Raw genomic sequence first — 14,678 nt, 5'->3', positions numbered from 1 at the left:
CGGTGGGCAGGGCGGTGGGCACGGGCGGTGGGCACGGGCGGTGGGCACGGGCACGACGAAGGCCGGGACGGGCGCCCCGGCCTTCGTCGTCGCGCGGCCCGTGGCCGCCCGGTTCAGTGCTTGCGCTGCTGCTTGGCCGCGCGCCGCCGCTCCTCGCGGTTGCTCGCCGCCGCGGGTGCGGCCTGCGGGGCGACGTCGCCGGGCTCGGCGACCGCGTCCGCCAGCGGGCTCGCGTCGCCATCCACCGACGGCGCCGAGTACTGCAGCGGTGCGCGCTGCTCGGGCCCGTCGATGCCCTTGGCGATCAGACGCGGGCCGGAGCCCGCCGCGGCCGCGGCGGAGTCCGCACTCACCACGGGGGCGTCCTGCGCGTCCTCGGGCTCGCCGACCTGCACCTGCAGGTTGAACAGGAACCCGACCGTCTCCTCCTTGATGGCGTCGGTCATCGCGTTGAACAGCTGGTACCCCTCGCGCTGGTACTCCACGAGCGGGTCACGCTGCGCCATCGCGCGCAGGCCGATGCCCTCCTTGAGGTAGTCCATCTCGTACAGGTGCTCGCGCCACTTGCGGTCGAGCACCGACAGCGTCACGCGCCGCTCGAGCTGCCGCATGTTCGCCGAGCCGATGGTCGACTCGCGCTCGGCGTAGGCGACCTCCGCGTCCGAGAGCAGCTCGCGCAGCAGCAGCTCCTGCGTGAGCCGCTGCGCACCGCCGGCCTCCTCGAGGACCTCCTCGGGCGTGATCGTCACGGGGTAGACCGCGCGCAGCGCGGTCCACAGCGCCTCGAGGTCCCAGTCCTCGGGACGGCCCTCGGTGGTCGCGCCCTGGACGTACGCGGTGAGCACGTCCGTGCGGAAGTGCGCGACCTGCTCGTGCAGGTCCTCACCCTCGAGCACGCGGCGACGCTGCTCGTAGATGACCTCGCGCTGCCGGGACATCACGTCGTCGTACTTCAGGACGTTCTTGCGGATCTCGAAGTTGCGCGCCTCGACCTGCGACTGCGCGGACTGGATGCCGCGCGTGACGATCTTCGACTCGAGCGGCAGGTCCTCCGGGAACCCGGCGCGCGTCATCATCGACTCCGCCATGCCCGAGTTGAACAGGCGCATGAGGTCGTCCTGCAGCGACAGGTAGAACCGGGACTCGCCCGGGTCGCCCTGCCGGCCGGACCGGCCACGGAGCTGGTTGTCGATGCGGCGCGACTCGTGACGCTCGGTGCCCAGCACGTACAGGCCGCCGAGCTCGACCACCTCGTCGTGCTCGGCCGCGACGGCCTCACGCGCCTTCTCGAGCGCGGCGGGCCACGCGGCCTCGTACTCCTCGGGGTTCTCCGCCGGGTCGAGCCCACGCTCGGCCAGGTCCGCGACGGCCATGAACTCGGCGTTGCCGCCGAGCATGATGTCGGTGCCACGGCCCGCCATGTTCGTCGCGACCGTGACGGCGCCCTTGCGCCCCGCCTGCGCGACGATCGAGGCCTCACGCGCGTGCTGCTTGGCGTTCAGCACCTCGTGCGGGACGCCCTGCTTGCGCAGCTTGGCCGAGAGCAGCTCGGACTTCTCGACGCTCGTCGTGCCGACCAGCACCGGCTGACCCTTGGCGTGCCGCTCGACGATGTCCTCGACCACGGCGTCGAACTTGCCGGCCTCGCTCTTGTAGACGAGGTCCTTCTGGTCGATCCGCTGCATGTTGCGGTTGGTCGGGATCGGCACCACGCCGAGCTCGTAGGTGCCCTGGAACTCCGCGGCCTCGGTCTCGGCGGTACCGGTCATGCCGGACAGGCGCGAGTAGAGACGGAAGTAGTTCTGCAGCGTGATCGTGGCGAGCGTCTGGTTCTCGGCCTTGATCGCCACGCCCTCCTTCGCCTCGATCGCCTGGTGCATGCCCTCGTTGTAGCGACGCCCGGGCAGGATGCGGCCCGTGTGCTCGTCGACGATCAGCACCTCGCCGTTCATCACGACGTAGTCCTTGTCGCGCTTGAACAGCTCCTTGGCGCGGATCGCGTTGTTGAGGAAGCCGATGAGCGGCGTGTTGAGCGACTCGTAGAGGTTGTCGATGCCGAGGTAGTCCTCGACGCGCGCGATGCCCGGCTCGAGCACCCCGACCGTCCGCTTCTTCTCGTCGACCTCGTAGTCGCGCTCGGCCTGCAGGCGCCGCACGACCTTGGCGAACTCGCCGTACCAGCGGTTGGCGTCACCCGAGGCGGGGCCGGAGATGATGAGCGGCGTCCGGGCCTCGTCGATGAGGATCGAGTCGACCTCGTCGACGATCGCGAAGTTGTGGCCGCGCTGCACCAGCTCGTCGGTGCTCCACGCCATGTTGTCGCGCAGGTAGTCGAACCCGAACTCGTTGTTGGTGCCGTACGTGATGTCGGCCGCGTACTGCTCGCGCCGCTCGGCGGGCGTCTGCGACGACAGGATGCAGCCCGTGGTCAGACCGAGGAACCGGTACACGCGGCCCATGAGCTCGCTCTGGTACTCGGCCAGGTAGTCGTTGACGGTGACGACGTGCACGCCCTTGCCCGACAGCGCGTTGAGGTAGGCGGGCGCGGTTGCGACGAGGGTCTTGCCCTCACCGGTCTTCATCTCCGCGATGTTCCCCAGGTGCAGCGCGGCGCCGCCCATGAGCTGCACGTCGAAGTGCCGCTGGCCCAGCGTGCGGCGCGACGCCTCCCGCACGGCCGCGAACGCCTCCGCGAGGATGTCGTCGAGCGTCTCCCCCTCGGCGAGGCGCGCCTTGAAGCGGTCGGTCTCCTCACGGAGCTCGGCGTCCGAGAGCGCCTCGAACGCGTCCTCGAGCGCATTGACCTGCTGGGCGATGCCCGACAGCTTCTTGAGGATCCGGCCCTCACCGAGCCGCAGGACCTTCTCGAGGATCGCTGACACGCATGACTCCTGGGATAGACGCCCCGTGCTCGGTCAGCGCGGGGTGGCGCGAGTGCTCGGCGGCGTCGCCGGGCCGGACCATCGTAGGCGAGTGTGCGTCGCGTGGGCGCAGGACGACCACAGCCGCCACCAGCGATGCCGCACCGAGCACGCCCGCCGCGCCGAGCCGTTCGTCGCGCACGAGCGTCGCGAGGACCGCGGCGGTCACGGGCTCGAGGAGCGACAGCAGCGTCGCGACCGTGGCGGGCACGGTCCGCAGGCCCGTGAAGTACGCGACGTACGCCGCGGCGGTCGGGACCGCCGCGAGGTAGACGAGCCACCACCAGCCCGCACCGTCGTGCGGCAGCGCGAACCCGCCGGGGCCGAGCATCGCGTACGGGACGAGCAGGGCACCACCGAGCGTGAACGCGAGCGCCGTGAGGCTGCTCACCCCCAGCCCGTCGACCGGGCGCGCGTTGACGAGCGTGAGCCCGCCGAACGCGACCGCGGCACCGAGCGCGAGGAGGATCCCGCCGACGTCGGCCGACCCGTGCGCACCGCGCCCCAGCACGAGAGCGGCGAGGCCCACGAGCGCGAGCACGAGCGCCAGCACCGTGCGGGGTGCCGGCCAGGTGCGGGCGCGCACCGCGGACAGCGTCGCGACGAGGACGGGTGCGGCGCCGAGCGTGACCAGCGTCGCGACCGCGACGCCCGCACGTGCCACCGCGGCGAAGTACGCGGCCTCGAACACCGCGATCAGCACCGCGGTCGCGAGCACCTGGACGCCCGCGGCACGCGTGCGGGGGACGCGCCGCAGCCCACCCCGCAGCGCGACGGTCACCAGCAGGAGCCCCCCGCCCCCGAGCAACCGGGACGATGCCACCGCACCCGACGAGAGCCCGGCGGCGTCGGCGAGCTCGGCGCCCGCCAGGCCGCCCGTCCCCCAGAGCACGCCCGCGACCGCGACCAGCGCGAAGTCGCCCCGACGTGTCACCCCGACGATCCTGCCGCACCGTCCACGTGGGTGCGCAGCGCGTCCAGCAGCGTGGGCAGCAGGTCACCGCCCAGCCCGTCAGGTCCCGCGACGACCCGCTCGAGCCCGAGCCACCGGGCCATGAGCACGAGCTCACCCGCGAGCGCGTGCGCGACCTCCACGTCCGAGGCGTGGGCCGAGCCCCGCACGACGGCCGCCTCGGGTCCGCGCGGGGCCCGGTGCGCCGCCTGGACCAGGAGCCGCCGCCCCGCCCGGTCGGCCTTGAGGTCCACGAGCGCCTCGATCCGGTCGCCCAGCAGGAACGGCAGCACGTAGTACCCCCACCGCCGCTGGGCCGCGGGGACGTAGATCTCGATGCGGTAGCGGAGGCCGAACAGCTCCTCGAGACGCCGGCGCTCGAAGACGAGCGGGTCGAACGGGCTCAGCAGCGCGGCACCGGTCGCCCTGCGCGGGAGCGCCGCGTCGACGTGCCGGTACACCTCCCGCTCCCAGCCGACCACGCTCGCCGGCACGAGCGTGCCGGCCTCCACGAGCTCGTCGATCGCACGACGGGTCGCCGCGATGCCCAGGCGGAAGTAGTCGCCCAGGCAGCGCGGTGTCCCGATGCCGTGCGCACGTGCCGAGATCGCGACCAGCTCACGCACCGCGTCCGCGTCGTCCGGCGGCGGCGCGGCGAGCACGTCCGCGGGCAGCACACGCTCGGGCAGGTCGTACAGGCGCTCGAACGCCGACGTCCGTCCCGCGACCGCGAGGTCACCCGCGATGAACATGAGCTCGAGCGCGCTCTTGGCGACCGTCCAGTTCCAGCCCCAGTCCGAACCGCTGCGCGGGAACCGGTGCTCGAAGCGCTCGTGCACCTGGACCGACGAGACCGGTCCGAGCTCGGCGACGACCGCGCGCACCTCCTCGAGCACGGGCGAGTCCCGCAGCGGGACGCCGTCGACGACCGGGTGCGCGCCCAGGCGCACGCGATCCGCACGGCGCCGGAACTCGAGCAGCCGGTACGTGGACGGCGGCACGTACGACGCGACGTGCGCCCACGACTCGACGAGGCGGCGCGGTGCCCGGCCCGCCGCGCGGTCGAGCAGCGCCGGGTCGTACGGGCCGAGCCGCGAGAACAGGGGCATGAGGTGCGCACGCGCCAGGACGTTGACGGAGTCGATCTGCAGGAGCCCGACCCGGTCGACCACGGCCTGCAGGTGCCGTGCGGTCGCGGGCCCCGAGCGGGGCGGTCGGGGCCGGTGCAGGCCCTGCGCCGCGAGCGCGATGCGCCGGGCCTGGGACAGGGTGTACCGCTCGGACGGCAAGACGCGTGTGACCACGCGCCACATCCTGCCGCGCACGTCCGACACGGCACGTGGCCCACTGGGCGCGCGGCCGGACGCGGCACGTGACCCGACGCCGCCCGACGCGACGACGCCCGGCGGGTGCGGTGCACCGGCCGGGCGTCGTCGGTCCCGGACGTCGTCCGGTGGGCGGTCAGCCCACGCGCACCTCGTCGTCGGCGGCCTGTCCCCCGGTCCGGGCGGCGATGCCCGTGGACACCGGGGTGTCGAGCTTGATCACGCCGTAGCTCCAGCCCCGACGCCGGTACGCGACCGCGGGCTGCGCGGTCTCGGCGTCGACGAACAGGTAGAAGTCGTGTCCCACGAGCTCCATCTCGTACAGCGCGTCGTCGATGGTCATCGGCAGCGCCTCGTGGACCTTCTCGCGGATGACGACGGGCGAGTCGCCGAGCGTGGTCTCCACGGCGCCGTCCGCGGACGGCGCCGCTGCGGGCTCGTCGACGGGCTCGTCCGCGGGCGGACGCACGTCCACCGGCGGGATCGGGGCGTGGTTGCGGTGGTCCTTGCGCCGGTCGCGCGTGCGGCGCAGGCGCTCGAGCAGCTTGCCCAGCGCGAGGTCCAGCGCGGCGTACCTGTCGTCGGCGCACGCCTCGGCGCGGATGACGGGTCCCTTGTCCACGACGGTCAGCTCGACGCGTTCCGAGCTGTCGGACTGCCGCGGGTTGGTCTCGTGCGAGACGAGGACGTCGATCCGCTGGGCGCGGGGGGCCAGCTGCTCCACCTTCGCGAGCTTGTCCGTCAGATGTGCCCGGAACTTCGGGGACACCTCGGTGTGCCGGCCGGCAACCACGATCTCCATGTGAGCCTCCTGGGAGGTGAGGGGCGGCGCAGGCCGCCCGGTGCGTTCGGTCGGGGCCACGCGGGCCCGGTCGGCACCACCTCCTCACACGCCCCCAGGACAGACGGGGGCCGTGCCCCCGATCGGCCTGTGCGACGCCGTCGGCTCGGATGCTCACGCTAACCCCGCGGCGGTCGTGTTTCCACTGTCCAGGAGGTGATCGGCGCGTCGGGCGCCGCGAGCCCGGACCCCGGCGACCCGGCCCCCGCGTGCGTCCGGTCGCCCGGGCCCGGTGTCGTCGCGAGCGTCACGGCCGCGGCCGGGAACGCACCCGCGTCGACGAGTGCGCGTGCGGCCGCGGCGAGCGTCGCGCCGGTGGTCAGCAGGTCGTCGACCAGCACGGCCGTCCGCCCCACCAGCGGGGCCGTGCCGCGTGCGACGTGCACCCGCCCGACCAGGCGCCCGCGGTCACGCACGCCCAGGCCGACCTGCTCACCGGCGGCGCGTCGCAGGACGGGGGCGACCCGCGCCGGCACACCGGCCCGGGCCAGGCCCGTGACGACACCTGAGGCCAGCGCCTCCACGTGCGCGAAGCCGCGGCGTCGTCGCGCGGCGGACGTGGAGGGCGCGGGCACCACGAGCACCTCGCCCGCTCCGGGCGGGAGCGCGTCCGCGACGTGCCGCCCGAGCACCTGCGCGCCCGCGGCCAGGCCGGGCGTGAGGTCGCGGCGCCCCCGCTCCTTCCAGGCGACCACCGACGCGCGCACCGCACCGACGTTGTCCGCGAGGGTCAGCACGGGCATCACCGGGGCGTCCTGGACCAGGCTGACCAGCCGCCCCGCGCGCTCCTCGCAGCGCCACGGCTCACCCTCGAGCCACGCCCGGCACGGCACGCACCACGCCACGTCCGGGCGACCGCAGCCCGCGCACTCGACCGGCAGGACGAGCGTGAGCAGCTCGTGACCGGCGGCGCGCAGCAGGCGCGCGCGCCGTCCCCGGCCCGGCGCCGGCGGATGCGTGCTCATACCTGCCCATGCTGCGCGGAGCCCGCGGCCCACGCAGCCGACCGCGCGCACGGGGGGCACCGTCGGCGCACCGCGTGGGCTGAGGTCGGACCGTCAGCCGGGGTACGCCGGGTCGCTGATCTCCTCCGCGCCCGGCACCGCGACCCACGTCGCGCCGACCAGCTTGTGCAGCAGGCCGTCGCCCGAGGCCGCGTAGAGCACCTTGCCGCCCGCGACCGCGACGAGGTCCGGCACCTCGGGCAGCGCGCGCGTGGGTCCCGACACGGGCACGCGGTGCACGGCGGTGGCGCCCGTGCTGCGCCCGATCACGCCGAGCAGCGACTCGTCGAGCCACACGACCTCGCCCGCCTCGACCAGCGTCGCCCCCACCCGCACCGGCTCGCCGACGCGCTGCGGCGTGCCGGACGCGTCCCGGACGACGCCGTACACCTCGACCGACACGCCGTCCGCACCGCGCGAGACCACCGCGAGCCGAGTCGCGTCGCGTGCCATGCGCACCGCGACGACCGTGCGCCCGTCGAGCGACTCCGCGGTGACCGCGACGGGCTCGGCACCCTCGCGCGCGGCCACCAGACCCTGCGTGGGGCGTGCGGTCCACGCCCACCCGAAGCGGTCCACCGACGGCGGCAGCAGCGGGCCGCCCTCAAGCAGCACCGCGGGCTCGTCGTCCTCCCGCGCCACCGTGACCAGGTCACCGCTCGCGTCCAGCAGGACGCGGACCTGACCCGACTCGTCACGCGCCGGAGCGTGCGCACCGGGCGTGAGCGCGGCCACGCCCGGGACCGGCGCGAGGCCGTCGGCGTCGAGCGTCGTCAGCACGCCGTCCCGGACCATCTCCACCGGACCGTCCGGCAGCCCGCCGCGCTCGAGCGTCGCGGGGCCGTCGATCGGGACGCCGTCCGCGGTGACCTGGACCGACCGGACCCCGGGCACGCCGCCGAGGCTCGCCTGCAGCTGCGCGAGCATGAGCGCACGCGCGTCGAGCGTCATGGTGCTCGCGAGCTCGAGGTCCACCTGGGCCACGCCGTCGTCGCCGATCACGACGGTCTGCGCGTTGAGCTGGGCGCCCTCCGGGATCGCCGTGGCGACCGCGTCCCGCAGCCACGGCGACGGGCCCGCGAGCAGCGCACGCGCGATCGACGTCTGCTGGTTGAGCGCCGGGAACCACCGGATGTCGGGCACCAGGAACTGCGCGTCCGAGGACAGGAAGTACAGCGGCGCGGCGCGGAACTGCCGGTCGAACTCCGCCTGCGCCAGGAGCAGGCCCTGCGGTGCGGTGGCGATCCGCCACTCCCCCGCCACGGTCCGTTCGAGCTCGTACGTCACGGACTCCTGCGCACCCGCGGGCGCCTCGGTGTAGCGCCCGTCCGCGTCGATGCGCGCGACCACGGGCACCTCGTACGTCACGCGCTGCTCCTCGACCACCGGGGCGGGCAACGACCCCGTGACGACGACGCCGTCGCGCGGCTGCCAGGACTGGCGCGCCTCACCGGTCAGGTACTCGCGCGCCGTGACGAACTCCCCGACGAAACCCGCGCTCCCCGCGAGCAGGAAGCCCTCGACGATCTGCGCGGGCGTCGCGCCGCGCTGCGGACCCTCGGCCAGCAGATCGACGCGTCCCTCCTCGGGCACCGTGCCGTCGCCCTGCCGGACCGGGCCGCTCGTCGGCATCGCGACGCACCCCACGAGCGTGAGCGACGTGACGAGCGCCGCGACCAGCGCGGTGGCCCACGTGCGCACCGGGGCGGGCGTGCGTCGCGCGGTCATCGGACCTCCTGCTGCTCGTGCGCGTCGGTCAGGTCCGGCAGCGCGGCGGGGTCGGTGCGCGACCGACCCGTGAACGACGTCACGGGGTCGGGCGGGACCGCGTCGTCCGGGACCAGGGGCAGCGGTGAGTCGGTCAGCCGGATGCCCGCACGGCGCGGCAGCGTGAGCCGGAACGAGGCACCCCGGCCCGGCCGGCCCCACGCCTCGAGCCACCCGCCGTGCAGGTGCGCGTCCTCGAGCGAGATCGCCAGCCCCAGACCGGTGCCGCCCGACGTGCGCGCCCGGGCCGGGTCCGCGCGCCAGAACCGGTCGAACACGTGCGTCGCCTCCTCGGCCGTCATGCCGACGCCGTGGTCGCGCACCGTGACGGCGACCGCGTACGCGTCCGCGCGCACCGTCACCTCGACCGTGCTGCCCTCGGCATGCTCGACCGCGTTGACCAGCAGGTTGCGCAGCACGCGCTCGACGCGGCGCGGGTCGATGTCGGCGACCGCGACGTCGTCGTCGATGTCGACGTGCAGCCACGAGCCGCGCCTGCCCGCGAGCGGGAACGTGTGCTCGACCGCCGCCACGACCACGTCGCGCACGTCGCGGCTCTCGGCGTCCAGCACGGCCGCGCCCGCGTCGAACCGGCTGATCTCCAGCAGGTCGGCCAGCAGGTCCTCGAACCGGTCGAGCTGCGTGGACAGCAGCTCGGCCGAGCGCTTGACCGCGGGGTCGAAGTCCTCGCGCGAGGAGTGGATCACCTCACCCGCCATGCGGATCGTCGTGAGGGGCGTCCGCAGCTCGTGCGACACGTCGGAGACGAACCGCCGCTGCAGCGCGGACAGCTCCTCCATGCGTTCGATCTGGTCCTGCAGGCCCGCGGCCATCTCGTTGAACGACCGGGCCAGCGTCGCCATCTCGTCGTCCCCCCGCACCGGCATGCGCTCCTCGAGGTGGCCGTCGGCGAGCCGTTCGGCGACCTGCGCGGCCCGGCGGACCGGCAGCACGGTCTGGCGCGTCACCATCCAGGTCATGACGCCCAGCAGCGCGACGAGCGCGGCGGCCGCGAGCGCGAGCGTGCGCAGCAGGAAGTCCAGCCGGTCCTGCTCGGCCTGCAGGCTGTAGAGGAAGAACAGCTGGTACGTGCCGACGACGGGCACCGTGACGTCCTGCCCGACGACGATCGCGGGCTCGACCCGCCCGCCGCGCTCCCACGCGACCGACTGCCAGTGCTGGCCCCCGGTCGCGGTCGCGGCGCGCAGGTCGTCGCCCACGATCGCGACGAGCGACAGGTCCGAGGCCGCGAGCCCGACGGGCAGCGGGGACTCCTGCCGGGGCGAGCGCATGAGGAACACCTCACGGTCGCCCGAGCCGCCCTTGGCCTGGGCCGTCGCGACGTCCGTGAGCAACCGCTGCACCTCGACGCCCGAGCTCGCGGTCGAGGACTCGAACGTGTCCTGCGCCTGCTGCGTGCTGCGTGCGCTCTCCTCGACGAGCTGCTCGACGCGGCCCGAGAACAGCCCGTCCATCATCCGCTCGCCCACGTACGCGCCGATCGCGACGAGCGCCACGAGCCCGATCGCGAGCGTCGAGGTGATGACCCGGACCTGCAGCGACGAACGCCACGCGTGCACCCAGCGTCGTGCGCGGCGGCCGAGCCGGGCCCTCAGGAGGCGCCCGGTCCCGCTCAGCCGCGGCATCGCGCGCTCACCGCGGTCACGTGGGCGTCACGCCCGCCTTGTAGCCCACGCCGCGCACGGTCACGACGATCTCGGGCTGCTCGGGGTCGTTCTCGATCTTCGAGCGCAGGCGCTGCACGTGCACGTTGACCAGTCGCGTGTCCGCGGCGTGCCGGTAGCCCCACACCTTCTCCAGCAGGACCTCACGCGTGAACACCTGCCACGGCTTGCGCGCGAGCGCGACGAGCAGGTCGAACTCCAGCGGCGTGAGCGAGACCGGCCGACCGCCGCGCTCGACGCGGTGGCCCGGCACGTCGATCGTCACGTCCCCGATCGTCAGGTGCTCGGGTGCGGGCTCGTCGGAGCGGCGCAGCCGGGCGCGCACGCGTGCCACGAGCTCCTTGGGCTTGAACGGCTTCGAGATGTAGTCGTCGGCTCCCGACTCCAAGCCCAGCACCACGTCGACCGTGTCGCTCTTGGCCGTGAGCATGACGATCGGCACTCCGGACTCGGCGCGGATCTGGCGGCACACCTCGTTGCCGTCCTTTCCCGGCAGCATGAGGTCCAGGAGCACCAGGTCCGGCTGCGTCTGCCGGAAGATGCCGAGCGCCTGGTCACCGTCCTCGCAGAAGACCGGGTCGAAACCCTCCGAGCGCAGCACGATGCCGATCATCTCGGCCAGCGCGGTGTCGTCGTCGACCACCAGCACGCGTCCCTTCATGCGCGCATCATCGCACCGCGCGCCCGGCATCCCGCCGCATGTGCGTGAACGGGCTCCCGCGCGCGTCGCGCCGGCCGCCGCCGCACGGCGTGTGCCGGGCGACCGCGCACCCCGCACGGGGTCGACGTGGCACGATGAGGGCCGCATCGGGCCCCGCGCCCGCGCGACCAGCACGGACACCGGTCCGACGACCCACGAGGGGGCGACGCTCGATGACGGGCCCGCAGGACGCACCGCAGCCGCCGACGTGGGCGACCCCCGGTTCGAAGCCCGGTTCGCAGCCCGGTCCGGCGCCCGCTCCGGCGCCCCCGCAGCCCCCTGCGCAGCCGGACGCGCCGTCGGTCCCGGGCGCCGCGGCCCCGGCGGGCTGGTCCGCCGCACCCGGGTGGGGCACACCCCCCGGCGCACCCCCGGCACCCGGCGCGGCCCCCGCGGGACCGCCGAGCGCGCCACCGCCGCCCGGGCCCCACCCCGCTGCGCCCGGCCCGTACCCGATGCCGCCCGGTGCGGGATACGGCTACGGGCCCGCGGGTGCGACGCCGTGGCGCCCGCCGGCGCTCCAGCCGGGGATCATCCCGCTGCGTCCGCTCAACGTCGGCGAGATCCTCGACGGCTCGTTCCGCGCCGTGCGCGCCAACCCCGCCGTGATGTTCGGCCTCTCGGCGATCGTCATGACCGTCACCGCGATCCTGCAGGCGGTCCTGACCTGGTATGTCGGCGGGCAGCTCACGCCCGTGATCGACGACGCGTTCGGCGCGTCGCTCAACGGGTCCGACCTGACCACAGCCGAGCTCACCGGGACCGACAGCTCCATGCTCGGCGCGAGCGTCGCCTCGGTGGCGGGCACGCCGCTCCTGGCGCTCGCCACCACGCTCCTGACCGGCCTGCTCATCGTCTCGGTGAGCCGCTCGGTGCTGGGCCGCAAGGTCACGATCGGCGAGGTCCTGCGCTCGCGGCAGGTGTGGAAGGTCCTGGGGTTCACGCTGCTCGTCGGACTCGTCACGGTGCTCGCGGCGGCCCTCGTCGTGGTCCCGCTCGTGCTGGCCGCGAACGCCGACTCCTGGGGCGGCGCGCTCGCGATCGGCCTGCTCGGCGGGCTCGCGCTCGTCGTCGCCGGCGTGTGGGTCAGCGTCCGGACGCTGCTGGTCACGCCCGCGCTCATGCTGGAGGGGCGCGCGTTCTGGCCCACGGTCGCACGCGGCTGGCGGCTCACCCGGGGCAGCTTCTGGCGCCTGCTCGGCATCTACCTGCTGATCTCGATCATCGTGTACGTGATCGTCCAGCTGATCCAGTTCCCGGTGACGATGGTCGTCGCGTTCGCGTTCGGCGAGCCGTTCCCGACGAGCTTCTGGGCGATCGTGGCGACGTCGATCGGCCAGGTCCTCGCGAACACCATCTCGACCGTGTTCACCGCCTCGGTCGTCGCGCTCCTCTACATCGACACACGCATGCGGCGTGAGGGCCTCGACATCGAGCTCGCGCGCGCCGCGGAGAAGGGCGCGTGAACGTCCCCGCGCTGCTCGTGCGTGCCGGCACCGACGGGCCGCCCCTGACACCCGACGGGCCCACGGCCCGGCAGTGGGCGGTCGACGAGCTCGCCCGGCCCGAGTACCACCGTCAGCGCTCGCTGCTGCAGCAGCTGCTGGACTGGGTGCTCGAACAGCTGAACAAGCTCCAGGACGTGCAGGTCGGCGGGGGCACGTCATGGCTCGTGATCGTCGTGGCCGTCGTGCTGGTCGTGCTGATCGCCTGGTGGGTCGCGGGTCCCGTGCGCTCGGGCCGCGCGTCCGCCGGACGGGGCGTGCTGTCCGCCGACGACGCCCGGACCGCGGCGCAGATGCGGGACGCGGCCGACCGCGCCGCCGCTGCGGGCGACTGGGGCACCGCGGTGATCGAGCGGTTCCGCTCGGTGGTGCGCGACCTCGAGGAGCGGACCGTGCTCGACGAACGGCCCGGACGCACCGCGCACGAGGCGACGCTCGAGGCCGGCGCGCGCCTGCCCGGCGTCGCGGGCGGACTCGTCGCGGGCGGGCGCCTGTTCGACGACGTCGCGTACGGCGGCCGCGCGGCCGGGCCGCAGGACGACGCCGCGCTGCGGCAGCTCGTGACGGACGTCGCCGCCGCGCGTCCGACCGCGGACGCCGCGCGGACCACGCTGGTGGCCCCCCGATGAGCGGCGCGCCGGGGTCCACGACGGTGGGCGACGCCCCCGCGCACCCGGTCGGTGAGCCCGGGTTCGTGATCGGCGACGGCACGACCGCGCGCACGCGCGCCCGCTCGCGGTGGCGCCGCGCGCGGGCACCGCTCGCCATCCTCGGCACGCTCGCGCTCGTGGGGCTGCTCGCGGCGCTGCCCGAGCCCCGCACGTCGCAGGTGCCGCTCGCACCCGACAACGCCCAGCCCCTGGGCGCGCGTGCGCTCGCGCAGATCCTCGACGACCACGGCGTGCGCGTGCAGTACACGCGCCGCATGGCCGACGTGCTGGCCTCCGACGGCCCCGGCGTCACCGTCGCGGTGCTGGGCGACTCGGGCCTCACCGACGAGACGATGCAGGCGCTCGAGGACGTGGGCGGCGACCTCGTGGTCGTCGGCGCGCCGTGGGCGGCCTCGACCCTGGTGCAGGTGCAGGACGCGTACTCGTTCGGCGAGCCGACGACGCGCGACGCCCGCTGCCGCGACACGCGTGCCGCCGCCGCCGGGACCGTGCGCGCGACGGCGTCCGCACGCGCGCCGTCGAACGGCGTCGCGTGCTTCCCGGGCCCCGACGACGACGTGCGCGCGGGTGCCTACGTCAGCATCACGCTCGCGGGCGGACGCCACGTCGACGTGCTCGCGGACGCCGCCATGGTGACGAACTCCGGGCTCGCCGCCGAGGGCAACGCCTCGCTCGCGCTCAGCACGTTCGGCCGCAACCCCGACGTGGTCTGGTACGTGCCGGCCATGGACGACCCCTACGGGCGCACCGCCGACGACGAGCAGCTCGGCTCGACCATGCCGCCCTGGACCGGCCCGCTCATGCTGCAGCTCCTGCTGGTCGCCGTCGTGGCCGCCGTGTGGCGGGGCCGCCGCACGGGTCCGCTCGTCACGGAGCGGCTGCCCGTCGTCGTGCGCGGCGGCGAGACGACGCGCGGCCGCGGCCGCCTCTACCGGCACGGTCGCGCGCACGGCCACGCGGCCGCGGCGCTGCGCGCCGCCGCGGCTGCGCGGTGCGCGGCCCGGCTCGGGCTCCCGCGCTCGGCCGCGGCACCCGCCGTGATCGAGGCCGTCGCACGCGCGAGCGGACGGCCCGGCACGGCGGTCGAGCAGCTGCTGTACGGACCACCACCCACCGACGACGCCGGGCTGGCACGGCTGGCCCGCGACCTGGACCACCTGGAGAGCGAGGTTCACCGAACGTGACCGACGACGCCACGACGCCCGTCCCCGCGGCGGCACCCGGCCCCGTGCCGACGGCACCGCACGACGGCCCGCCCGCACCGCCTCCCCCTGCCCCGACCGCACCCGAGCCCTCGGTCCAGGCGT

General features: G+C 74.8%; 11 protein-coding genes. 3 read left to right on the top strand and 8 right to left on the bottom strand.

Features of this window, described 5'->3' with window-relative positions; translation table 11 throughout:
• Positions 1-113 precede the first annotated feature (113 nt).
• The 8 genes from secA to mtrA form a co-directional block, all read right to left on the bottom strand.
• Positions 114-2,882, bottom strand: a complete 2,769-nt coding sequence (secA, locus tag CELGI_RS05780; RefSeq protein ID WP_013883177.1) for a preprotein translocase subunit SecA — start codon at positions 2,880-2,882, stop codon at positions 114-116.
• Complete coding sequence (locus CELGI_RS05775) at positions 2,845-3,855, bottom strand: DMT family transporter (RefSeq protein WP_013883176.1); 1,011 nt, start codon at positions 3,853-3,855, stop codon at positions 2,845-2,847. The genes secA and CELGI_RS05775 overlap by 38 nt, the downstream gene beginning before the upstream one ends.
• On the bottom strand, positions 3,852-5,186 hold the full coding sequence (locus CELGI_RS05770) for a winged helix-turn-helix domain-containing protein (protein ID WP_049785609.1): 1,335 nt from the start codon (positions 5,184-5,186) through the stop codon (positions 3,852-3,854). Before CELGI_RS05770 ends, CELGI_RS05775 begins: the two co-directional genes overlap by 4 nt.
• Before the next feature lie 148 nt (positions 5,187-5,334).
• Positions 5,335-6,000: a ribosome hibernation-promoting factor, HPF/YfiA family gene (gene hpf / locus CELGI_RS05765; RefSeq protein WP_013883174.1), complete on the bottom strand. Its 666-nt coding sequence runs from the start codon at positions 5,998-6,000 to the stop codon at positions 5,335-5,337.
• 158 nt (positions 6,001-6,158) lie between these two features.
• A complete protein-coding gene (locus tag CELGI_RS05760) occupies positions 6,159-7,004 on the bottom strand; it encodes a ComF family protein (RefSeq protein ID WP_013883173.1) in 846 nt (281 codons plus the stop codon).
• Between the two features lie 93 nt (positions 7,005-7,097).
• Complete coding sequence (locus tag CELGI_RS05755; protein ID WP_013883172.1) at positions 7,098-8,771, bottom strand: LpqB family beta-propeller domain-containing protein; 1,674 nt, start codon at positions 8,769-8,771, stop codon at positions 7,098-7,100.
• Positions 8,768-10,456, bottom strand: coding sequence for an MtrAB system histidine kinase MtrB (gene mtrB / locus CELGI_RS05750; protein WP_013883171.1), 1,689 nt, complete (start codon positions 10,454-10,456; stop codon positions 8,768-8,770). Before mtrB ends, CELGI_RS05755 begins: the two co-directional genes overlap by 4 nt.
• Positions 10,457-10,472: 16 nt before the next feature.
• On the bottom strand, positions 10,473-11,156 hold the full coding sequence (mtrA, locus tag CELGI_RS05745; protein WP_013883170.1) for an MtrAB system response regulator MtrA: 684 nt from the start codon (positions 11,154-11,156) through the stop codon (positions 10,473-10,475).
• Positions 11,157-11,368: 212 nt separating this feature from the next.
• On the opposite strand from mtrA, the gene CELGI_RS17755 reads away from it, so the two are divergent.
• The 3 genes from CELGI_RS17755 to CELGI_RS05730 are packed head-to-tail and all read left to right on the top strand — an operon-like array spanning position 11,369 to position 14,555.
• The gene (locus CELGI_RS17755; protein ID WP_013883169.1) at positions 11,369-12,661 is read left to right on the top strand and encodes a glycerophosphoryl diester phosphodiesterase membrane domain-containing protein; all 1,293 of its coding nucleotides are present in this window, start codon (positions 11,369-11,371) and stop codon (positions 12,659-12,661) included.
• Positions 12,658-13,329, top strand: a complete 672-nt coding sequence (locus CELGI_RS05735) for a DUF4129 domain-containing protein (protein WP_013883168.1) — start codon at positions 12,658-12,660, stop codon at positions 13,327-13,329. Before CELGI_RS17755 ends, CELGI_RS05735 begins: the two co-directional genes overlap by 4 nt.
• Complete coding sequence (locus CELGI_RS05730) at positions 13,326-14,555, top strand: DUF4350 domain-containing protein (RefSeq protein ID WP_013883167.1); 1,230 nt, start codon at positions 13,326-13,328, stop codon at positions 14,553-14,555. Before CELGI_RS05735 ends, CELGI_RS05730 begins: the two co-directional genes overlap by 4 nt.
• Positions 14,556-14,678 lie beyond the last annotated feature (123 nt).

The sequence above is a fragment of the Cellulomonas gilvus ATCC 13127 genome, assembly GCF_000218545.1.
GTDB classification, from domain to species: domain Bacteria; phylum Actinomycetota; class Actinomycetes; order Actinomycetales; family Cellulomonadaceae; genus Cellulomonas; species Cellulomonas gilvus.
The sequence above is the reverse complement of the archived record's forward strand: the minus strand, read 5'-3'. Positions and strand labels throughout refer to the sequence as shown.